At 61.7% G+C, this 22,973-nt stretch carries 15 protein-coding genes; 9 read left to right on the top strand and 6 right to left on the bottom strand.

What is annotated here, in order from left to right:
• Positions 1-181: 181 nt before the first annotated feature.
• The 5 genes from CXU21_RS11995 to CXU21_RS11975 all read left to right on the top strand — a co-directional run bounded on the left by CXU21_RS11995 (position 182) and on the right by CXU21_RS11975 (position 8,513).
• Complete coding sequence (locus CXU21_RS11995; RefSeq protein ID WP_257997396.1) at positions 182-856, top strand: autotransporter outer membrane beta-barrel domain-containing protein; 675 nt, start codon at positions 182-184, stop codon at positions 854-856.
• Between the two features lie 477 nt (positions 857-1,333).
• On the top strand, positions 1,334-3,892 hold the full coding sequence (gene gyrB / locus CXU21_RS11990) for a DNA topoisomerase (ATP-hydrolyzing) subunit B (protein ID WP_102715533.1): 2,559 nt from the start codon (positions 1,334-1,336) through the stop codon (positions 3,890-3,892).
• A gap of 23 nt (positions 3,893-3,915) precedes the next feature.
• Entirely contained in the window at positions 3,916-6,537 is a 2,622-nt protein-coding gene (gyrA, locus tag CXU21_RS11985) for a DNA gyrase subunit A (protein ID WP_102715536.1), read from the top strand.
• A 60-nt stretch (positions 6,538-6,597) separates the two neighbouring features.
• The gene (locus CXU21_RS11980; protein ID WP_102726209.1) at positions 6,598-7,230 is read left to right on the top strand and encodes a lactate utilization protein; all 633 of its coding nucleotides are present in this window, start codon (positions 6,598-6,600) and stop codon (positions 7,228-7,230) included.
• An 11-nt stretch (positions 7,231-7,241) separates the two neighbouring features.
• Positions 7,242-8,513 carry a peptidase U32 family protein gene (locus CXU21_RS11975; protein WP_102726208.1) on the top strand — a complete coding sequence of 424 codons (1,272 nt, stop codon included), beginning with the start codon at positions 7,242-7,244 and terminating at the stop codon, positions 8,511-8,513.
• A gap of 121 nt (positions 8,514-8,634) precedes the next feature.
• Here the strand turns inward: CXU21_RS11975 and CXU21_RS12465 are convergent, their stop codons facing one another.
• Positions 8,635-8,784 (bottom strand): hypothetical protein, encoded by a 150-nt coding sequence (locus CXU21_RS12465; protein WP_180972813.1) that lies wholly within the window; start codon positions 8,782-8,784, stop codon positions 8,635-8,637.
• A 232-nt stretch (positions 8,785-9,016) separates the two neighbouring features.
• Between CXU21_RS12465 and CXU21_RS11965 the strand changes: the two genes are divergently transcribed.
• The 4 genes from CXU21_RS11965 to CXU21_RS11950 all read left to right on the top strand — a co-directional run bounded on the left by CXU21_RS11965 (position 9,017) and on the right by CXU21_RS11950 (position 16,036).
• Positions 9,017-12,562 carry an SUMF1/EgtB/PvdO family nonheme iron enzyme gene (locus tag CXU21_RS11965; protein ID WP_102726206.1) on the top strand — a complete coding sequence of 1,182 codons (3,546 nt, stop codon included), beginning with the start codon at positions 9,017-9,019 and terminating at the stop codon, positions 12,560-12,562.
• 13 nt (positions 12,563-12,575) lie between these two features.
• Entirely contained in the window at positions 12,576-14,438 is a 1,863-nt protein-coding gene (locus tag CXU21_RS11960) for a YncE family protein (protein ID WP_180972812.1), read from the top strand.
• A gap of 11 nt (positions 14,439-14,449) precedes the next feature.
• Positions 14,450-15,574, top strand: a complete 1,125-nt coding sequence (locus tag CXU21_RS11955; RefSeq protein ID WP_102726204.1) for a Rid family hydrolase — start codon at positions 14,450-14,452, stop codon at positions 15,572-15,574.
• Between the two features lie 78 nt (positions 15,575-15,652).
• Positions 15,653-16,036 (top strand): hypothetical protein, encoded by a 384-nt coding sequence (locus CXU21_RS11950; protein WP_102726203.1) that lies wholly within the window; start codon positions 15,653-15,655, stop codon positions 16,034-16,036.
• A gap of 21 nt (positions 16,037-16,057) precedes the next feature.
• Here CXU21_RS11950 and CXU21_RS11945 read toward each other — a convergent pair whose 3' ends face one another.
• The 5 genes from CXU21_RS11945 to CXU21_RS11925 form a co-directional block, all read right to left on the bottom strand.
• Positions 16,058-16,732, bottom strand: coding sequence for a phosphate signaling complex PhoU family protein (locus tag CXU21_RS11945; protein ID WP_102726202.1), 675 nt, complete (start codon positions 16,730-16,732; stop codon positions 16,058-16,060).
• A gap of 28 nt (positions 16,733-16,760) precedes the next feature.
• Complete coding sequence (gene pstB, locus CXU21_RS11940; protein ID WP_102715552.1) at positions 16,761-17,540, bottom strand: phosphate ABC transporter ATP-binding protein PstB; 780 nt, start codon at positions 17,538-17,540, stop codon at positions 16,761-16,763.
• Between the two features lie 22 nt (positions 17,541-17,562).
• Positions 17,563-19,317, bottom strand: coding sequence for a phosphate ABC transporter permease PstA (pstA, locus tag CXU21_RS11935; RefSeq protein WP_102726201.1), 1,755 nt, complete (start codon positions 19,315-19,317; stop codon positions 17,563-17,565).
• A 31-nt stretch (positions 19,318-19,348) separates the two neighbouring features.
• Positions 19,349-21,703 carry an ABC transporter permease subunit gene (locus tag CXU21_RS11930; RefSeq protein WP_102726200.1) on the bottom strand — a complete coding sequence of 785 codons (2,355 nt, stop codon included), beginning with the start codon at positions 21,701-21,703 and terminating at the stop codon, positions 19,349-19,351.
• 96 nt (positions 21,704-21,799) lie between these two features.
• Positions 21,800-22,762: a PstS family phosphate ABC transporter substrate-binding protein gene (locus CXU21_RS11925; RefSeq protein ID WP_022397214.1), complete on the bottom strand. Its 963-nt coding sequence runs from the start codon at positions 22,760-22,762 to the stop codon at positions 21,800-21,802.
• Positions 22,763-22,973 lie beyond the last annotated feature (211 nt).

Raw genomic sequence — 22,973 nt, 5'->3', positions numbered from 1 at the left:
GGCAGCACGGTCAACGCGCTGGGCACGGCCCAGAAGGACGCCCTGCGCGACCAGATGGGCTGGATCAGGAACCGCACCACCCTCATGGGCGTCAACCCCGCCTACATCAACGAAGACCTCCCCTACTTCCACATGTGGATGGAAGGCACGGGCTCCTACGCCAAGCTGGACACCAAGGGGGATGAAAGCGGCTACCAGCTCACCACCTGGGGCGGCACCGTGGGCATGGACGTGGACCTCAGCGACCACNGGAGCGGCCTTCACGGCCAACTACGGCGACCTGACGGCCAGCGCGGCGGACACGGCGGACGGCCACCTGGACAGCTACTACGCCAACCTCTTCGGTCGCTACCAGAGCAAGCGGTGGGCGCACACATTGATCCTGACGGGGGGCTGGAACGACGCCAAGCTCAACCGCACGGTCAACTACGGGGAAGGCAGCTACAGCACGCAGGGCAACACCAACGGTTGGGGCTTCGGAGCGATGTATGAGCTGACTTACGACGTGTACCTCAATGAAGACAAGAGCAGCATCCTGCAGCCTCTGGCCAACGTCTCCGTGGTAACCACGCGGATGGACGGCTACACGGAAACGGGAGCCGGGAACGCGGGCCTGAGCGTAGGCAAGCAGGACTGGACGACGGGAACGGTAGCGCTGGGCGGCCGCTGGATGGGGCTGGCGGGAAGCAACATCTTTGGCCGTGAGGCTTTGGTGGAGTTCCGCGCCAACGTGGCCCAGGACATGGGCGACCGCCGCGGAGAAACCAATGTGGCGCTGCTGGGCAACCCCGGCNAACGCAGGGAACGGTGTTCGTCAATGGCAATGCTGACTTCCGTGACGGAGCCAACTCGGTGAACGGAAGCGTTGGCTACCGGTATGACTTTTAAGAAGAGTTGAGGTTTGAGAGTTGAGAGTGGAGCGGAGACGCTCTGCTCTCCGCACCGCCAGGGCCGTTCCGGACAAGAGCCGGGGCGGCCCTGTTGTGTTGGGGAAGAAGCCCCACCGGAGTAATAGACCGTGTGGACTGAAAGGACAGAGTAGAAGAAAGAAAATGGTGCCCATCCTGTCCATCAAGTCCATTTTGTTCACTACTCTCCCCGCGCCGTTCTCCGCCCTCCGCACGGAACGCCCCTTCCAATTCTATAAAACGGCGCAGAATACTCCTGCACCCCCTTGTCCGCTATCTGATGTCAGAAAAAACCGGGCGGCGAGAAATAGGCCTGTTTTTATGCGATTACAGCGGGTTTTTGCGGAGGTAGCCCCCACACGCGCACGCGCGCTTTCTAACATTAGCCTTGCAAAAAATTAAGATAAGCGTAGTATATTTCAGTTATGTCCGAAGATACCAACGAGGTTGTTGAAACCACCGTTTCCACGACGGCGCAGCATGAATACGGCGCCGCGCAGATTGACAAACTGGAGGGCCTGGAGGCCGTGCGGAAGCGCCCCGGCATGTACATCGGGGACCCTGATGAGAGAGGCTTGCACCACTGCGTGTTTGAAGTGCTGGACAACTCCATTGACGAGCATCTGGCCGGGTATTGCAGCAAGATTGACATTGTGATTCATGTGGACGGGTCCATTTCCGTGGTGGACAACGGCCGCGGCATTCCGGTGGATACGCACCCGAAGTTCGGCATTCCCGCCGTGGAACTGGTGCTGACCAACCTGCACGCCGGCGGCAAGTTCGGGCAGGGAGCCTACAAATACTCCGGCGGACTGCACGGGGTGGGCGCCAAGTGCGTGAACGCCCTGTCTGACTGGTTCAAGGCGGAAGTGCGCCGGGACGGCAAGCGCTACCAGATCAGGTTTGAGCGCGGCAAGACCATTGAACCCCTCCGCACGGTGGGCGCCTGTGCCTGTGAAATCACGGGTACGACCATTACCTTCTTCCCTGACGCCACCATCTTCACGGATACCACGGAGTTCAAGTTTGACCGGATGACCACGCGCCTGCGTGAGCTTGCGTTCCTGAACCCCGGCCTGGTCATTGAGCTGATTGACGAACGGGAAGCCCCCGTGCGCCGGGAAACGTTTTACTACAAGGAAGGCATTGTGGAGTTCGTCCGCCAGTTGGGGATGAACAAGGAAGTCATCAATGACGAACCCATCTCCATTTCCGGCGTCCGCAAGGTGGAAGTGGAATACGACGGCAAGAAGATGGAGGATGACGTGCTGGTGGACGTGGTGTTCCAGTACAACAACACGTATGAGACGAACATCCTCTGCTTTGCCAACTCCATTTACAACGGGGACGGCGGAACGCACCTTTCCGGTTTCCGCGGCGCCCTGACGCGCGTCATCAACGGCTACGCGAAGGCGAACGGCCTGCTCAAGGAAAAGGACACCTCCCTGAGCGGTGAAGACGTGCGTGAAGGCCTGGTGGCCGTCATCTCCGTCAAAATGCCCAACCCGCGCTTCTCCTCCCAGACCAAGGACAAGCTGGTGAACACGGAGATTGAAGGCGTGGTGGGCAACGTCGTGTACGAAGAGATCAAGACGTACTTCGAGGAAAACCCGGCGATGGCCAAGAAGATCATTGAAAAGAGCATCACGGCCGCCCGTGCCCGCGAGGCCGCGCGCAAGGCGCGTGAAACGGTCCGCAAGAGCGCTCTTTCCATCGGCGGCCTTCCCGGCAAGCTGGCGGACTGCTCCGACCGTGACCCCGCCAAGTGCGAACTCTTCATTGTGGAAGGTGACTCCGCCGGCGGCTCCGCCAAGATGGGGCGCGACCGCCGCACGCAGGCCATCCTGCCCCTGCGCGGGAAAGTGCTTAACGTGGAAAAGGCGCGGCTGGACAAAGCCCTGGGCAGCCGGGAAATCCAGAACATGATCACGGCCATCGGCGCCGGGATCGGGGATGGGGAGGATGAGGCCTCCTTCAGGCTGGACCGGGTGCGCTACCACAAGATCATCATCATGACTGACGCGGACGTGGACGGCGCCCACATCCGCACCCTGCTGCTCACCTTCTTCTGTCGCCACATGCCGCAGCTGGTGCGCGCCGGGTACCTGTACATCGCGCAGGCTCCCCTTTACCGCATCATCCGCAGGAAGAAGGAGGAATACGTGCAGGATGACGTCGCGCTGAACCGCAAGCTGATTGAACTGGCCGTCAATGACGTGACCCTCCGCTTTGCGGACGGTTCCCGTTCCTTTACGCCGGATGAACTCTCCGCCATTCTGGAAACGCTGGTCAACCTCCAGCGCTACACGGAATCCATGCAGGCGCAGGGCGGCTCCCTGGAAGACCTGCTCAACCACCGGGAGGCTAACGGGGACTTCCCGGAATTCCTGGTGAAGGTGCGCAGCGGCAATGAAGAGGAAGTCCTGTTCTTCCATGATATGGAAGCTCTCACTGCCTTTTCCGAAGAAAACAGGGACCTCTTCATCTTCGGCATGCCCACGGAAGAGGAACTGCTGGAAAATCCGCTCCCGGACCGGGAAGGCCCCAGCCGCCGATCCATCACCCATGAACTGCATGAAGCGAAGGCTATTGCGCGTGCCCTGACGCGTCTGGCTGAGCTAGGCATCCCCGGGAACATGCTCGTATCCATGGATACGCCCCTGTTTGAACTGGTGGAAGGGGAAGGAGACAAGGAACGGACCACGGCCCTCTTCTCCGTAATGGACATTCTGGAATCCGTCATCACCATCGGCAAGCGCGGCGTGGAGATCACGCGATTCAAGGGCCTGGGTGAAATGGACGCCAAGGACCTGTTCAAGACGACGATGGACCCGGAACGCCGCGAGCTGCTCCGCGTCATCCTGAATGACGACAACGCCGTCAGGGCTGATGAAATGTTCACCATCCTGATGGGGGACGTGGTGGAGCCCCGCAAGAACTACATCGTGGACCACGCGCTCAACGTCCGCAACCTTGACGTTTAATCCCCAGAATTTCTCTCAGAACCATGGAAAACAATAGAATCAAACCGGTGGACGTAGCCAGCGAGCTCTCCACTTCTTTCCTGGACTACTCCATGTCCGTCATCATCTCCCGCGCCCTGCCGGACGTGAGAGACGGCCTCAAGCCCTCCCAGCGGCGTATCCTGTACGCCATGAAGGAACTGAACCTGTCCCCCGGCGGGAAGACCCGTAAATGCTCCAAAATCGTGGGTGACACCATGGGTAACTACCACCCGCACGGGGACGCCGCCATTTACGGCACCCTGGTGAACATGGCGCAGGACTGGTCCATGCGGGACATCCTCGTCATCGGCCAGGGCAACTTCGGCACGCCGGACGGGGACCCCCCCGCCGCCGCCCGATACACGGAAGCCAAGCTTTCCGGCATGGGCGTGGCCCTGATGGCTGACCTGGACAAGGATACGGTGGACTTCGTTCCCACGTACGACAATGAGCACACGGAACCCACCGTGTTCCCCTCCGCCTTCCCGAACCTGCTGGTCAACGGCGGCACGGGCATTGCCGTGGGGATGGCAACCAACATGCCCCCGCACAACCTGGGGGAAGTGGTGGACGGCATCTGCGCCGTGATTGACAACCCGCTCATGACGGTGGATGAACTGCGCCAGTACATCAAGGGGCCGGACTTCCCTACCGGGGGCGACGTGCTGGGCTTTTCCGGCATTGACAACTACTTCCGCACCGGGCGCGGCTCCGTGCGCATCCGCGGCAAGATAGACATGGAAATGACGGACTCCGGCAAGGACCTCCTCATCATCCGTGAAGTGCCGTACGGCGTGAACCGCGCCGCCCTCCAGGAACGCATCGCGGAACTGTACAAGGACAAGATACTGACGGATATTTCCGGCATCCGCGACCTTTCCGACGAGAAAACCTGCATTGAAATCGAGCTCAAGCGGGACGCCCGCCCGCAGGTGGTCATGAACCAGCTTTACAAGCTCACCTCCATGGAAACCTCCTTTGCGGTGAACATGCTGGCGATTCACGACAACCGCCCCAAGACGCTCGCGATGCTGGACGCCATCAACTTCTACATCGAGCACCGGCGCGAGGTGGTCGTGCGCCGCACGCGCTACCTGCTGGGGGATGCGGAAAAGGACGCCGAACGCCTGGAAGCCTTCCTGCTGGCCCTTCACCACATGGATGACTTCATCACCATCATCCGCGACTCCAAGAACAGGGAGGAAGCCCGCGAACGCCTCCAGAACTACACCTTCTCCACGCAGACGGCGGAAAGCCTGGGCATCCTGATCCGTTCCCAGGCCTCCGTCCAGGGGGACCGCTACATCTTTACGGAACGCCAGGTAAACTCCATCCTGGACCTGCGCCTGTACCAGCTCACCGCTCTGGAAAACGACAAGATTTCCGGGGAATACGCGGAACTGCTGGTCCGCATCAAGGACTATCTGGACATCCTGGCGAACGAATCCCGCGTGCTGGGCATCGTGAAGGATGAACTCATGGCCATCAAGGACAAGTACGCCACGCCGCGCGTCACGCGCATCATTCCCTTCTCCGGGGACATGGCCATTGAAGACCTGATCCCGAACGATACGATGATCGTCACCATCACGCACAGCGGCTACATCAAGCGCACTAACTCCGCGGAATACCGCGTGCAGGCCCGTGGGGGCAAGGGCGTGAAGGCCGCCACCACCAAGGGGGCCAGAAAGGATGCGGAGGCGGACTTCATTGAGCACCTCTTCGCCGCCCAGAACCATGACTACCTGATGTTCTTCACGAACACCGGGCGCGTGTACGTGGACCGCGTGTATGAAATTGACGAGGCCGCGCGCAGCGCGCAGGGCCGCAACATCAAGAACCTGCTGGACCTCCAGCCGGAGGAAGCCATCGCCGCCATCCTGCGCCTGGAACGCCGGGTGGATGAAAAGGGCAATGACATCACCTTTGCGGAAGGCAGCGGCAACGTGGTCTTCGCCACGAAGGACGGCACGGTGAAAAAAACCAGCCTGAACGACTTTGTCAACTACCGCAAGGCCGGCATCATCGCCATCAACCTGGAGGAAGGCAACACCCTGGTGAACGCGGAACTCACCACCGGGGAAAATGAAATCGTGCTCGTCACGCATGACGGCATGAGCATCCGCTTCCCGGAGGAAGCCCTCCGCACCCAGGGCCGCAACACCATCGGCGTTCGCGGCATCCGTCCGCGTGCAGGGGACTACGTCGTGGCCCTGGCCATTGTAGACCCGCAGAAAACCCTGCTGGTGGCCTCGGAAAACGGCCTCGGCAAGCGCACCTCCTTTGACGAATACCGCACGCAGGGCCGCGGCGGCACCGGCATCAAGACCATGAACTGCACGGACAAGACCGGGAAGGTGGTATCCGCCACGGTCGTTTCCGAGGAGGATGAACTGATGCTCATGACCACGGCGGGGCAGTCCGTCCGCATCAAGGTGGCTACCGTGCGCGAGACGGGCCGCGCCACCCAGGGCGTGAAGCTCATGACGCTGAACGACGGCGAAGCCATCCAGGACATCTCCATCGTCATCCCGGATGATGAAGACGAGGAAGGCCCGGAGGGAGCGGAAGACGCGGAGGCCGGGGAAGATTCCGGTGAAGCGGAAGCCCCTGCGGAAGAATAAAACTCCATGGAACCCCGCTCCGGAATAATGCCGGAGCGGGGTTCTTCATCCGCCGTTTTTATGGAAGAAACCCTTTCCCTGCAAAAGTGCGCCGAACGCCTGGAACGGCGCGGATTCAGATGCTTTGTAGTTCCGGGCCTGAAGGAAGCCGCAGGCGTGATGCGCGGCCTGGTGCGGGAGCTCAACCCGTCATCCGCCTCCTACGGGGACTCCATGACCTTGAAGGCCACGGGAATTCTTGACGACCTGCGGGCCAATCCGGACATTCAATTTTACGACGGCTTTCTTCCGGACATGGACCGGGAGGAAAAATGGGAAATCCGCCGCCGCGGCATGACGGCGGACCTGTTCCTGACCGGCATCAACGCCGTCAGCATGAAGGGAACCCTGCACTGGGTGGACATGGTGGGCAACCGCGTGGCTCCCGTAGCCTTCGGCCCCCGGCACGTCATTCTGCTGGCCGGGGCCAACAAGCTGGTGGGCACGCCGGAAGAGGCGCGGGAACGCATCCGCCGCATCGCCCCGCTGAACGCCAAACGCCATGAAGACTTCAAGACGCCCTGCATGTACACGGGAACCTGTGCGGACTGCAACTCTCCGGACCGCCTGTGCAACATCCACATGTCCATCGTCAAATGCTTCCCCAAGGGAAGAATCACCGTCATCCTGACGGAAGAAGCCGGAGGACTCTGAGCCGTTCTGCCATGCCCGTTCAATCCCGGATAGAAATCATGGCCCCGGCGGGGTCGTTTGAATCCCTGGCCGCTGCGTTGCAGGGCGGGGCGGACTCCGTCTACTTCGGCGTGGGGAAGCTGAACATGCGTTCCCGCGCCACGGCCAACTTTTCAGAAGAAGACCTGCCGGAAATCGTGGCCCGCTGCCATGAGGCGGGGGCTAAGGCCTACCTGACGCTGAACATCATCGTGTACGATGAAGAGCTGGAGGCGGTGCATGCCCTGTGCGCCGCCGCCCGGAAGGCCGGAGTGGACGCCGTCATCGCTTCCGACCTGGCGGTGATCGCCCATGCCCGCTCCATCGGGCTGGAAGTCCACATGTCCGTGCAGGCCAACGTCTGCAACATGGCCTCCGTCAGGTTCTACGCGCAATACGCGGATGTGGTGGTGCTGGCACGGGAACTCACCCTGGCGCAAATCCGGCACATCATTGAATCCATCCGGAAGGAGGACGTGAGGGGCCCCTCCGGGGAACTGCTCCGGGTGGAAATCTTTGCCCACGGGGCGCTGTGCGTGGCCGTTTCCGGCAAATGCCACATGAGCCTGGCGGCTTACAACTCTTCCGCCAACCGGGGCGCCTGCTTCCAGAACTGCCGCCGCGCCTACCGCGTGACGGATGAGGAAACGGGCAATGAACTGGTGATAGACAACAAATACGTGATGTCTCCCCGGGACCTGTGCACCGTTCCGGTGCTGGACCAGCTTCTGGACGCGGGCGTTTCCGTGCTGAAGCTGGAGGGGCGGGGCCGCTCCTCGGACTACGTCAGAACGGTCACCTCCGTTTACCGGGAGGCTGCCCAGGCATGCCTGGACGGCACCTTTTCCGCAGCCAGGGCGGAAGCGTGGATGAAACGGCTGGAATCCGTTTTCAACCGCGGATTCTGGCAGGGCGGATATTACCTGGGCGTGAAATGGGGGGAATGGAGCGGTTCCGCCAACAGCCGCGCCGCCCTGCTGAAAATCCATATAGCCAAGGTGGAAAACTTTTATAAGAAGAACGGGGTGGCGGCCCTTTACCTGGAAGCCGGCGGCTTGTCCGCGGGGCAGACCATCCTCATTGCAGGGCCCACCACGGGGGCCGTCCGCGTGGAAGTGGAATCCATGCGGCGGGAGACGGCGGCGGGCATGGAACCCGTGGACGCCGCGCAAAAAGGGGAGACCGTCTATCTGGCGGTTCCGGAACAGGTGCGTCGCCGGGACAAGGTGTACCTGCTGCGTCCCCGCACGCTGGAAGACTCCTGAACTTCCGATTCCGCAGGAATGTAACAACAGGGCCGCCGGAAGGGGAGGAAGACGGGCGTTCCTTCTTCCTCCGGCGCTTGTCTCTCGCAGATGGCGGGAATGAACGGAGAAATGCCGCTGCTCATGCTCCCGTTCCATGTCCGGCGGGGGAAGGCGCGGCACCTGCTTCAGCAGGGGGCACGTCATTGACCAGCATCACCCCGGCTGGGAAGACGTTAATCCCCGTCGTCAGGAAGTTGGAGCAATGGGGGAATGAATTCAGGCCTGCCATGAAAAAAATTCTGGGCATGGAGGACGTAGGATTCTCCATGCTGCTTTCTGCCGGGCCCGCTTTTCCACAACCTCCTCCCCTTTAAAATCAGATACTAATTTCCGGATTGAGAATCCGGAGGAATTAAATGACGGATTCACCATCTGCTGATTAGGCAGAAAATTGATCAGTACGGAAATTCCCGTTGAATGAAAAAGAATTTCTCCTGCGTACTAGTGTAAAACTATACGCCATGTTTGACTCATGTTCCATCTTGCGCCTTCTCTCCTGCGGCTGTGCCGTGCTGGGAGCTGGAATACTCCATGCCTCCGCGCTGCAGCCGTGGCTGCGGGAATTGTCCGGAATTCCGCTCGCGGCCTCCGCAGAGGGAAGAAACCAATGGATGCAGCAGGTGTGGGCGCGGACGGCGGATCATGTATCTTCCCTTTCCGATCCGTCTGCCGCGGATGACTGCGGGGATGCGATGGCGTTGCTGGCTCCCGTGTTCCAGGCATGGCCGGACGGCCAGAAAGCCGGGGCCGCGCTGGCGGAAATCCTTTCCGTTCCGGCGGAGCGGGTGGGAGCCGTCTCTTCCTGGGACGGCCTGATGAAGCATCAGGAAGCCATTCTGGAAAGAGTCCGCTTCCTCCGGCTGAAGAAGCTGGCGGCTTATTATGATGCGGCCGCCATCCGCCGCGCGGTGAAGCACAACCGGGAAAAATACGGGGAACGGTACCCTGATGCTGAGGTTTTCATGGCCCGGCTGGATGAGTGGGAGAAGAAGCTGGGGCCGCTGGACCGGTGGGTAGACCAAGCAGGGCCGGAGCAGGCGGACCAATTGCGTGAACTGGTGGAACTGCGGAAAAAGGCCCTTATTGAATCCCTGCCGGAACAGGACTCCCTGCGGGAATGGGTGAGCGTGCGGCGTTTCAACCCGTCCGGAGAAAGCTCCTTCAAGCATGACCGCCCGGCCAACTGGCAGGGAATCTCCAGTATGCCGGGTCCGGGCCGCACGTACCGCAGCGGCATCGTGAAATTTGACGGCATCTCCTCTTCCTCCCCAGCGGCGCAGCTGCTGGGGGACGACCGCTGGATGGGGCACCTGGAAGTGGATTTTTCCGGGGAAAGGCTCATGTTCACCGGAAACCGCTTCGGCAAGAAGGAAAACAGGCCCTGGGACGTCTTTGAACTGGACCTGAAAACCGGGAAAACGGAAGCCCTCACCGCCCACATGCCGCCGGATACGGACAGCTACAACTCCTGCTACCTGCCGGACGGCCGCGTCATCTTCGTCAACACCTCCGGCATGCAGGGCGTGCCCTGCGTAACCGGGGTGGACTACGTGGGGAACATCCACCTTTACGACCGGGAGAGGAAGACGACCCGGCGGCTCACCTTTGACCAGGACAACAACTGGTTCCCCACCATGCTCCCGGACGGGCGCGTGCTGTTCCTGCGCTGGGAATACACGGAAAGCGCCCACTACTTCAGCCGCGTGCTGATGCACATGAATCCGGACGGCAGCGACCAGAAGGAATACTACGGTTCCAACTCCTACTGGCCCAACAGCCTGTTCAACGCCCGCCCGCTTCCCGGCAGGCCGGGCATGTTCGCGGGCATTGTGAGCGGGCACCATGGTGTCAAGCGGCTGGGGGAACTGGTCATCTTTAACGTGAACCGGGGCCGTACCGCCACGGAGGGCGCCGTGCAGAAGATCCCGGGCTACGGAAAACCCGTGGAAAACGTTACCAGGGACCAGTTGGTGGATGGATTGAAAACTCCCTATTTTGCGGAACCGTATCCGCTGAATGAGGAGACCTTCCTGGCCGTCTCCTCCCCTTCCGGCAACCAGGGCGTGACTAATGTGGTCTGGTGCGACATGTACGACAACATTGTCCCTCTCACGGCTTCCTCCTATTTCATTTATGCGGACCCCGCGCCGCTGAAGCCGCGCAAAAAGCCGCCCGTGCTGCATGACCGCGTGAAGCCGGAGAGCAAGACGGCCACGGTCTATATCTCCGACGTGTACCGGGGACGCGCCATAGCCGGAGTGCCGAAGGGGGAGGCAAAATCCCTGCGCGTGTTCATGTCCGAGTACAGCCCCCGCAACACTGGAAGCCACTATGCCATGGGCATGGAAAGCAACTGGGACTTGAAGGTGCTGTACGGCACCGTTCCCGTGAATCCTGACGGCTCCGCCATCTTTACGGCTCCGGCCAACCAGCCGCTGACCCTCCAGGTGCTGGACGGGGAGGGGCGCGCCCTGGCGCTGATGCGGAGCTGGTTTACCGCCATGCCGGGGGAAACGTTAAGCTGCATCGGCTGCCATGAACGGCAGAACTACGCTCCGCCCGCCAAGGCGGTCATGGCCTCCCGGCAGAAGCCTGCCGCCATCACCCCGTGGTACGGTCCGGCGCGCACCTTCTCCTTCATGAATGAAGTGCAGCCCGTGCTGGACCGCCACTGCATCCGCTGCCACACCGCGGAAGACAAGGCCCGCGCGGGAGTTCCGGACTTCATGACATTGGAGGCCGTCAAGGGTGCTCCCGCTCCCGGGTCCGTCGCGTACTGGAACCTGCACCCCTACGTGCGCCGCAACGGTCCGGAGGGGAACTACCTGGGACTGGCCCCCACGGAGTTCTTCGCGGATACGTCGGAACTCTACCAGCTCCTTAAAAAGGGGCACCACGGCGTGGAGATGCCGCAGGAAGACTGGAACCGCCTGATCACGTGGATGGACATGAACGCCCCCTACCTGGGCGAATGGCCGGGAGAACGCAATGAAGGATTGCTGAAACGCCGCTATGACCTGCACAGGCAATTCTCCGGGGCGGAACGGAATTACGTGACCATGAAGGATTCCCTGTTCCGGAGAAACGCCAGCGGACCTGTTTTCAACGGGGAAAGGCCCGTTCCGGGAGCCAGTGAAAAAAGCGTGCCCGTCCCGGAACCGCGGAATGAAACGCTGTCCGTGGATTTGGGGGGTAGCGTAAGCATGACGTTCCGCCGCATTCCCGCGGGAAAATTCAGGATGGGAAGTGAACGGGAAACCCCGGCGGAAAAACCCGCCTCCCCGGTGGAGATTGAACAACCGTTCTGGATGGGAGAGGCGGAAGTGACGCTGGAGCAATACCGCCGCTTTGACCCGGAATACCTCAATGGATGGTACGACATGCACTACAAGGACCAGGTGAGGCCCGGCTACGACATGGATGCCGATCCGCGTTTTCCGGCCGTCCGGGTGCCGTGGACCAGGGCCATGGAATTCTGCCGCTGGCTTTCCGGGAAAACCGGGAAAAAGGTGACGCTGCCCACGGAAGCGCAGTGGGAATACGCGGCCAGGGGCGGAGCGGATACGGACTTCTTCTTCGGCGAACGGGATGCGGACTTCTCCGCATACGCCAACCTGGGGGATGTGACGCTGAAGGAGCTTGCCGTCTCCGGCGTGGACCCCAAGCCGATTAAAAATCCCAACCGTTTCTGGGACTTCGTGCCGCGGGATGAAAAGTACAATGACGGGAAGCTCCATCTGGCCCCCGTCAAGAGCTACAAGCCGAATGCCTACGGGCTGTACGACATGATCGGAAACGCCGCGGAATGGACCCGTTCCGAATACAGGCCCTACCCGTGGAAGGAAGGGGACGGGCGCAATGAAAGCCTGGACTCCCGCGTTCCCCGTGCCGTGCGCGGCGGTTCCTGGTATGACCGCCCCCGGCGGGCCACGTCCTCCTGGCGCTGGGGGTATCCCGGCTGGCGGCCCGTGTACAACGTGGGGTTCCGCGTGATGATAGAAGACTGAATTTGAAATGGCCATGAAACTGACAAAAACGCTCTGCGCCTCCGCGGCTGCCCTCTGCTGCCTGCTGTCCTTCGTCTCGTGCAGGCAGGATGCGGCGCACGCCTCCGGTCCCGCAGCTCCGGTGGATGTAAAGGTTTTCGATCGCCTGGTAGCCGTGCTGGGGCATGAAAACCGTACCCTGGAACTGGTGGACCCCGCTTCCGGGGAAAAGGTGAAAAGCATCCGTCTGGGCCAGCCGCCCAACGGCATGGCGCTTGACGGTGCCACCGCCTATGTGGCGGAAGGCGGACCGCGCGGCGTGGTGGAGGTGGTGGACCTGGAAAGCGGGGCGCTGAAAGGTTCCTTTCCGGCGGGCCATACGCCCATGGCTCCCGTGCTGCGCGGAGGTAAGTTGTATGTGGCGTGCCGGTTTGATTCCCGTGTGCTGGAAATGGACGCCGCTACCGGGAACGTGCTGAATTCCTGGAACGTTCCCCGTGAACCGGTGGCGCTGGCCGTCTCCCCGGACGGCAGGAAAATATGGGCCGCCGGCCATTTGCCCGCCGGGAAGGCGGACGGGGATTTCACGGCGGCTGCGCTGACCCTGGTGGAAGACGGGAAGGCGGTTCATTTCCCGCTCTCCAACGGGACGCAGGGCGTGCGCGGCATGGCGATGAGCCCGGATGGCCGTTATCTGGCCGTGGCGCACGTGCTGAGCCGCTACCAGGTGCCCACCACGCAGCTGGACCGCGGCTGGATGAACACGAACGCCGTGACGGTTATTGACACGGAACAGCCGGACAAGCCGCACCCCGTCCTGCTGGATGACCCGGATGCGGGGGCGGCCAATCCCTGGGGCGTCGCCTTTTCCGGGGATGGCGGAAAGCTGTTTGTGACGCACGCGGGGACGCATGAGTTGTCCGTGATTGATTTTCCCGGCCTGCTGGACCGCATGAAGCGGGAAAACCGGGAAAACGAACCCGTTTCCGAAAGGTTGGGCTTCCTGCACGGCCTCCGCACCCGCATTCCTCTGCCCCTGAACGGTCCGCGCTCCCTGGCGTGCGACGGGAAAAACGTTTATGTGGCCGGATACTTCTCGGACACGCTGGCGCAAGTCCCCCTCAAGGGGGACGCGCAACCCCGGAAAATCGCCCTGAATGAAGGATTCCAGCCCTCACGGGAAAAGCTGGGGGAACAGTACTTCAACGACGCCTCCCATTGCTTCCAGGGTTGGCAGAGCTGCGCCACCTGCCACCCGGACAGCCGTGTGGACGGCCTGAACTGGGACCTGCTGAATGACGGCATGGGCAACCCGAAAAACACGCGCACCATGTTCCTCTCCCACCGGACAAGCCCGGTGATGACGCTGGGCGTCCGCGCCTCCGCGGAGGTGGCCGTGACGGCGGGCTTCGTTCACATCCAGTTTCTGGAACCTTCCGGGGAACTGGCGGAATGCGTGAATGAATACCTGAAAAACATGAAGGAGGTTCCCAGCCCGTTCCTGATGGCCGGTTCTCCCTCCAAAGAGCAGACGAAACAGGCCTCCTGCGCGCAGTGCCATGCTCCCGGAGTGGAGCGGGGCTCCTTGTCCGAATCCGCGCGAAGGGGGAAGGAAGTCTTTAAAACGGCCGGGTGCGTGCAGTGCCACCCGCACCCGTACTTCACTACCAAGGAACTGGTGGCTACGGGGACGGCCACGGGGCTGGATGAAGGAAAAAGCATTCTGGTGCCCTCCCTAGTGGAAGTGTGGCGGACCGCCCCCTACCTGCACGACGGCCGGGCGAAGACGATCCGGGAAGCCATTACGACGCACAATCCGGGGGACATCCGCGGGAAGACAAGTTCTTTAAATGACCGTGAGCTGGAGGACCTGGTCAATTACGTGCAGTCCCTGTAAAGGAGGACACCATGGCGGCTAATTTACCTGAAAAACTGGAATGGCGCGGAAAGGGCGGCGCGGAAGAACATTTCTTCTGCATGACGGCGGAACCGGGCGCGAGCTTTGAGGCGGAACTGCGTTCCCTGCTAGACAGGTACCGTGAACTGGGCGGCGGAGGGGAAGATGAATTCCTCCTGCGCTTCCACGTCAGCGATCCGGTGCGCCAGTCGGAAACGCTGCGCCGGATGGCGGGGGAGCGGAACTCCTATGTCTCTGTGGTGGGGCAGCCTCCGGCGAACGGGGCCCGCGTGGCCCTGGAAGCATGGCACATCAGCGGAATGCTGGAAAAAAGGCGGAAAGAGGACCAGAGGGGAACGGTGGTGACGGCCCGGCGTCCGCATTACCGGCTGTTCCTGGCGGGCAGGAAGGAAACTTCCGCTCTGGACAGCTACGGCCAGATGCGGGAGGAATTCCGCTGGCTGGACCGCGCGGCTGCCGCGCACGGAGGAACCGTGCCGGAGCTGGTTCACCGCACGTGGATTTACTGCCGGGACATTGACAACAACTACCGCGGACTGGTGGAAGGACGCAATGAACGCTTTGACCATTACGGGCTGACGCCGGAAACCCACTTCATCGCCAGCACCGGGATTGAAGGCTGTACGGAAACGCCTGGGCGGCTGCTGCACATGGACAGCCTGGGAATCGTCGGGCTGAAGCCGGGGCAGGTCCGTTACATGGAGGCTCCGGATTACCTGTCCCCCACGCATCTGTACCGGGTGGCCTTTGAACGTGGCGCCCGCATCGTGTACGGGGACCGCTCCCACTACTTCCTTTCCGGCACGGCCAGCATTGACGCGGAGGGGAACATTGTCCATCCGGGGGATGTAGCGCGGCAGACGGCCCGCACCCTGGAAAACATGAACGCCCTGATGGAAAGGAACGGCGGAAGCCTGTCCGACCTCAAACAGGCCGTGGTGTACCTGCGCGACTGGGCGGACCGGGAAACGGTCAGCCGCCGCCTGATGGAATCCCCGCTGGCCATGGTTCCGCATGTGATGCTGAAAGCCCCCGTCTGCCGTCCCGGCTGGCTGGTGGAAATAGACGGAATCGCCGTCAATGGCGCCGGAGACGGTGCGTTTGCTCCGCTGTAAAGGAACCGTTCCCGGAACAGCCGGGAGCAGCCGATTTCACTTGTTATCACATGCACGGAAATGGTACCGTACCCCCGCATGACCTATCGCCTCAATACGGACCGCCTGGTATTTTTTTCCGTTCTGTTGTGGGTGCTGCTGCCTCCGGGGGTCTTTGCCTGGGAAGGTAACCCCCCCAGTCCGGACAATGTGCGGTGGCTGGAACAATTCTGTTCCAGTTATATGCAATTCCTCACCATGGGCGGGGTGTTGTGCGTGGTCATCGGCTTTGTATGCGCAGCCCTGATCTGGCTGGTAAACCGCCAGGACTGGCCGCGGAGCCTGAAAATCGGAATCCTGTTTATCGTTTCCGCCCTGTGCCTGGTTTTGTACGGCGGCTCCCTCTCCTTTGCCGTGTTCTACCTCCCTCTGGCCCTGATCAACCCCGCCGTGTACTGCTTCAGCGTGAGCAAGGTGGAATAATCGTGCGGGGAAAGACGCGGTTTATTTCCCTTTGCCGTGGCGTATGTCCGTGGCTTCCTTCAGGAAGACGACGGTGGCGGCGATGGTTTTGGCAATGTCTCCGATGCGCTCCAGGGAGCGGATGATGAAGAGCAGGTTGACGTTGAGGGAAGGATGGTCCTCCCTGTCAGGAGAGACCAGCAGGGACAGCGCCTTGCGGTGGGCCTTGTCCAGCTTTTTGTCCCGCAGGCGTATTTCCCGTGCGGCGTCCGCGTCCTGCGTTTCCAGGCACCGTGCGGCGTCCCGGAATTCGGAGACGGCCATTCCCAGCAAGGGGAGCACAATGTCCGGGCACAGGGGCTCCCGGCGCCTGATGGAAGCCTTGGCATGCCTGGCGATGCCCGTGACTTCCTCCATGCACTCCTGGAGCTTGTCCCCGCAGCGGGAAAAGGTGAGCACAAGCCGCAGGTCAGACCCCAGTGGGTGGAACTGGGTAAGCACGGCGGCGCAGAGGGAGAGAACCTGGCGGGTTTCTTCGTTGAGCGGTTCCCCGTCCGCAATGATGCCGTTGGCCCCGTCGCTGTCCGGGCCGGAGATGACCCGTTTCAGGACGTCCATGTGTTTCAGCAGGCTGCCGCAGATGGCGTTGACGCGGGTGCGGATGGCGTTCAGGGCCGCGTCATAGTGGGGGAGGATGTGGTTGCCGGGAGGTGTCATGAGGTGAATGGCTTGGAAGTTGGGCTTTTTAGCTGAAACGGCCCGTGATGTAGGCTTCCGTTTCTTTTTCCGCGGGGTTGGTGAAGATTTGGGATGTTTCCCCGTATTCCACCAGGCGGCCCATGTACATGAAGGCGGTGCGGTCCGCAATGCGCGTAGCCTGCTGCATGTTGTGGGTGACGATGACGATGGTGAGGTCTTTTTTCAGGTCTTCCATCAGGTCTTCTATTTTCAGCGTGGCGATGGGGTCCAGGGCGGCGCAGGGCTCGTCCATCAGCAGGATCTGGGGACGGTTGGCGATGGCGCGGGCGATGCACAGCCGCTGCTGCTGGCCTCCGGAGAGGCCGTAGGCGCTTTCGTGCAGCTTGTCCTTTACTTCGTCCCACAGGGCGGCGCCTTTCAGGCTGCGTTCCACGGTTTCATCCAGTTCCGCGCGCCTGCTGCGTCCCGCCACGCGGAGGGGGAAGACGATGTTTTCATAAATGCTCTTCGGGAAGGGGTTGTATTTCTGGAAGACCATGCCTACGCGCTTGCGCAGGGAAATGACTTCCACGCGCGGATCGTACAGGCTGGTGCCGTCAATGCGGATGTCCCCCCGGTGGCGGACGTCCGGAACCAGGTCGTTCATGCGGTTGATGTTGCGGAGCAGGGTGGATTTTCCGCAGCCGGAGGGGCCAATGAGGGCCGTCACGCGGTTGGTTTCAAAGGTCATGCCGATGTTGAAGAGAACCTGTTTGCTTCCGTAAAAGAAGGAGAAATCTTCCACTTCAATGATGGGATCGTCGTCTGGGGCGGCTGGTTCAGTCATGGGATGGTGAAGGAGAACAGGGTTAGAAGCTGGAGGCCGCGTATTTTTTACGCAGGCGGTTGCGGATGAGGATGGCCGTGAGGTTCATGACCACCACCAGCAGGATGAGCAGCAGCGTGGTGGCGAAGACCATGGGCTGGGCGGCGTCCGAGTCCGGGGACTGGAACCCCACGTCATAGATGTGGAAGCCCAGGTGCATGAATTTGCGCTCCAGGTGGATGAAGGGGCCTTCCCCGTCAATGGGCAGGGAAGGGGCCAGCTTCACCACGCCCGTGACCATGAGGGGGGCTACCTCTCCGGCGCCGCGGGCCATGGCCAGGATGAGGCCGGTCATGACGCCCGGCAGGGCGCTGGGCAGGATGATGCGCTTGATCATCTGCCATTTGGAGGCTCCGCAGGCCAGGGCCGCCTCCCGCAGCCCGCGGGGGACGGCGGAGAGGGCCTCTTCCGTGGAGACGATCACGACGGGCAGCGTCATCAGGGCCAGCGTGAGGGAGGCCCACAGGATGCCGGAGGTGCCGAAGGTGGGCGTGTTGTCCACGGCCAGCTTTTTCCAGTAGAAGAGTTCGTCAATCGTTCCGCCCAGGTAGTAGACGAAGAAGCCGAGGCCGAAGACGCCGAAGACGATGGAAGGCACGCCCGCCAGGTTGTTCACGCAGATGCGCACGGCCTGCACCAGGGCTCCCTGCCTGGCGTATTCCCGCAGGTAAATGGCGCCGATGACCCCCACGGGCGTGACCAGCGCGCTCATGAGCAGGGTCATGATGAATGTGCCGAAGATGGCGGGGAAGATGCCGCCTTCCGTGTTGGCCTCCCGCGGGTCATCCATGATGAAGTGGTACAGGTTGTGGAGGAAGACGCCGCATTTGCCGAAGAAGCCCAGGTCGTTCGGCTGGTAGCCGTAAACGATTTTGTCCATGCCGGTTTTCTTCCTCTTCCCGTCTCCCAGGGCGTACACGAGCGTGTCCCGGCCCTGCTGTTCCCTCAGCCTGCTCGCCTCTGCGGTGTACCGGGCATATTCCGCGTTGAGCTGCTCCACCCTGGCGCGGAGCCGGTCCAGTTCCCCCGCCGGGTCATCCATGCCCGTGAGGATGGGGTTTTCCCTGGGCGTGGCCGTGCGCCTTCCGTTTTCCTCCCGGATGTCATAGGAGCGTTCAATGGCCTTGATGTCCAGCTTGGCGTCCGCCAGCCGGGTGTTGACGGCGCCGATGTCTTTGGCGTCAATGGCCTTGATGTCGTCCCGCAACTCCGCTTCCCGGTCCAGCGCGCGGCGGAAGGCCGTCATGAATTCCGGGGAGGAGGCCGGGACGGTTTCTCCGGAGGCCAGCTTGAGCTCCAGCGGTTTGACCAGGGCTTTTCCTCCCTCCATGCGTTCCAGGCACAGGAGCCCCTTGGGGGTGGAGGAGGCGGTGACGTTGTGCGCGTCCACGTAGCGGTAGGATTGCCCGTAGGCTTCCTTGCTTCCGGTGAAGAGCTGGTATTCCCGCACGTCCTTCGCCATGGAGCCGGGGAGGGCGGGGTCCGCGGGCATGTGGCGCGTCTGGTCCTTCGTGATGCCGGCGTACAGGACAAGGGGTTTTTCCCCCTGTGAAGCGGGGGCGATCGTCAGTTCATGGACGGTTTTGGGCCAGAAAGCCTCCAGGCCGTTGAAGACGATGATGCCCAGCAGGCCGAAGATCATGATGAGGCCCAGGGAGAGCCCGATGGAGGTGAGCCAGATGTTGACTTCCCCCAGGGGGCGTTTGGGGGCGGGCGGAAGGCTGAAGTCCTGTTTCATGGAAGATGGATTGGAAGAGGAAGGGGAAGTCTCAAACGACGTTGAAGCGTTTGCGGAGCCGCTGGCGCACGATTTCCGCCAGGGTGTTCAGGATGAACGTCATGGAGAAGAGGATGAGGCCGCCCAGGAAGAGGACGCGGTAGTGGGTGGAGTCCTGCGCCGCCTCCGGCAGTTCCGTGGCGATGTTGGCGGAGAGGGTGCGCATGCCGTTGAAGATGTTCCAGTCCATGATGGGAGTGTTCCCCGTGGCCATCAGCACGATCATGGTTTCCCCCACCGCGCGGCCCAGGCCGATCATCAGGGCGGAGAAGATGCCCGCGGAGGCCACCGGAAGCACCACGGTGCGGACCATCTGCCAGCGGCTGGCCCCCAGGGCTTCCGAGGCGGCGATGAGGGAGGGGGGGACGTTGCTCAGGGCGTCCTCGGAGATGGTGAAGATGACCGGGATGACGGCAAAGCCCATGATGAACCCCACCACCAGGGAGTTGCGCTGTTCATAGGGCATGCCGAAGCCGTTGCGCCACAGGTCCGCGAAGCTGGCGGCCTGGAAGTCCCCCGCGCCCCAGAGGTTCATGACGCCTTGGCAGAGGCTGATGAGGGGCTGTTCCAGCCAGTAGCCCAGGTATTCCCAGCAGAACCAGGCGCAGAGCAGGATGACGGGTGTCATGACGATGTATTCCACGCCGCGGCTGAATTTGTTGCGCCAGGCCGCGGGCCGCGTGGTCCAGAACCACGCGATCAGGGCCGCCAGGCCGGGAATGAGGACGGCCATGCAGAGCAGGGCGGGCACCTTGTCCTCCATTCTGGGGGCCAGGTAGAGCGCGCCGAAGAAGCCCAGCACCACGGAGGGCAGGGACGCCATGATTTCCATGACGGGTTTTACCACCCGCTTGACGGAAGGGGCCATGAAGTGGGCCGTGTAAATGGCGGCCATGACCGCTACCGGAACGGCGAAGACGAGGGCGTACAGGGTGCCTTTCAGCGTGCCGAAGACCAGGGGCATCAGGGAGAGCTTGGATTCATAGTCGTCCGTGCCTCCCACGGATTGCCAGAGCCATTTGGGGGAGTCATACCCTTCATACCAGATTTTCCCGGCCAGGGCTTTGGAGCCTGCTTCCGGGTGCCTGTCTTCCATGGAGAAGAAGTGGACCTTCCCCCCGGCGTCCACGGCAATGGCGGAGTTGAATTCCGTGCTGGCCGCCAGCTGGACGGGGGTGAATTCCAGCGGGTCGCTGCTCCAGCGGACGTCAGCCGTGGTTCCGTAGCAGAGCCTGAGCTCCCGCGGGGTGGAGACCAGGAAGGAACGGTTGATGCCGGAGGCGGCGTAATGCTGCACCGGGCCGTCCAGGGGGGGGAACTGCCTGGTCTGCCCGAAGAGGCGCACGGCGGGACCGTCCGGGCGGGGGTGGGGATACAGGCTGAAAATTTTAAGGCTTCCCTTGTCGCCGCCTATCACCAGGGACATGTCTCCGAAGAGCCAGTTGACGGAGGTCATTTTTTCTCCGTTTCCCAGGGGGGACGGAATGGTTTGGCGCTTGACCCACGTTTCCCGGTCTTCATCATAGGAGAAGTAAAGGAGTTTGTCCGTATCCGTGGCGATGACGAGGCTGTCTCCGGAGGTTCCGGGCAGCATGGCGGCGGGGCGGCCTTCAAGCTGGTCCGTCAGGTCATGGAAGCCGGATGGGGCCAGCTCCCCTTCATGGAGCAGGGAGCGGGATTCCTCCAGCGTCATCAGCAGGAGGCGCGGACCCTGTTCCGTCTCCGCGGTCGCGGTGAAGATTTTCCGTTCCCCCGCGTCCGCATAGGCTATGCGGGATATTCTGCCGGGAACGGAGCCGCTTTCCGTCAGGGGATAGAGCGGGCTGGTTTCCGTTCCGGCCTTGGCCGGGCCATGGGCGTTCGCCTGGCCGTGGATGTTGAGCCCGGAATGGACGGAGATGAGGCCCGCCTTGCCGGATTCCGTGGCGATGGCGTAGGCCGCCAGGGATGAATCATAGGAATGGGCGCAGACGGTTTCCCCGTCCGGCAGGGATACGGGAGCGGGATTCAGGTTCCCGGTTGCCTTGTCCAGAAAGAAGACGTTTTTGCCGTTGTCATAGACGAAGGGGAGCGTGCCGGAAGGGTCCAGGCCCCAGGTTCCCTGGACCGGGACGGACGGCGCAAGGTGCTGCCGTTCTTCCACGTCCGCGCCCTGGAAGAGGGGAATGGTGACGGCCAGCAGGAAAAAGAGGATGCCGAAAACGGCTACAATGACGGTAAAGCCCCCGCCGATGATGGTTTTAGTCATGATGCGGTCAAACCACAGCGTGGTTCTTGCCACCTGGAAGCGTTCCGGAACGGGCTTGGGCTTCTTGGGCGGCGCGGGAGAGGGGGCTTTGGCGCTCATGACGGCAGGCGGTGGAGAGGGGAGTTGGGGGCAGGACTCCGGTGGGAAGGCCGCAGTCCTGCCCCGGCATGTGTTGATGGCGTATGGAAGGGGTGTTTATTCAATGCTCTTGAGGACATCCGCGCTGACCTTGGCGGGAATCGGGTAATAGCCGTCCTTGGTCACGATTTCCTGGCCGTCCTTGGAGACGATGAACTTGATGAATTCCCTGGTCAGGGTGTCCAGGGGTTCGCCGGGCTTCTTGTTGACGTAAATCAGCAGGTAGCGGGAGAGCGGGTATTTGCCGCTGATGCAGTTGTCATAGGAGGGCTGCACGGCCACCTGGCCGCCTTTTTCCGCCAGGGAGAGGGTTTTCACGCCGGAGGTGACGTATCCGATGCCGGAGTAGCCGATCCCCTGTTCGTCAGAGCTGATGCCCTGCACGACGGCGGAGGAACCGGGCTGTTCCTTCACGGAGTTTTTGTAGTCCCCCTTCTTCAGGGCGATTTCCTTCACGAAGCCGTTCGTGCCGGAGGCGCTGTTACGGCCATAGATGGAGATGGCTTTTCCCTTCATGGAGGGGACGCCCGCATCGCCCCAGTCGGAGATGTTGGAGCCCCCGCGCTTGAAGGTGGAGGAGAAGATGGAGTCAATCTGCGACAGGGAAAGGGCCTGGATGGGATTGTTCTTGTTAACGAAGAAGGCCACGGCGTCCAGGGCCACCTTGATTTCCGTCGGCTTGTAGCCGTATTTGGCTTCAAAGGCGGCGATTTCCTCCCGCTTCATCTGGCGGCTCATGGGGGCGAGCTGGGCCGTCCCTGCCGTGAGGGCGGGGGGAGCCGTGGAAGACCCTTTGCCTTCAACGCCTATTTTGACGCTGGGGTACTTCTTGCTGAATCCTTCCGCCCAAAGGGTCATCAGGTTGTTCAGCGTATCGGAACCGACGGCGCTCAGGTTGCCGGAAACGCCGCTGGTGGGCGCATACGGCTTGATGCTGCTGTCAACGGTTACTTTCTCGGCGGCCATGCTCAGGGAGCTGAGAGCGGCTGCGATGGTCAGGATTTTGGCGACAAATTTCATGGCGTCTTTTCTGTTGTGTTGCGTCTTCCGCTTCCCGGACTGTGGCGCCGTTCATGCCGGAAGACGGGGAAGTGATACCCTCCCGCCCCCATGGTGAGGAAGTGAAACCTGGTTAAGAAATCGTCACAAACTGCAAGGATGTAGTTGTGGGGGCTGTCTCTGGGGGAGGATAGGGGTGATAGGGTTTATGGGGGTAATGGGGGTAATGGGG

This window comes from Akkermansia muciniphila (genome assembly GCF_002884975.1).
Taxonomy (GTDB): domain Bacteria; phylum Verrucomicrobiota; class Verrucomicrobiia; order Verrucomicrobiales; family Akkermansiaceae; genus Akkermansia; species Akkermansia muciniphila_C.
The sequence above is the reverse complement of the archived record's forward strand: the minus strand, read 5'-3'. Positions and strand labels throughout refer to the sequence as shown.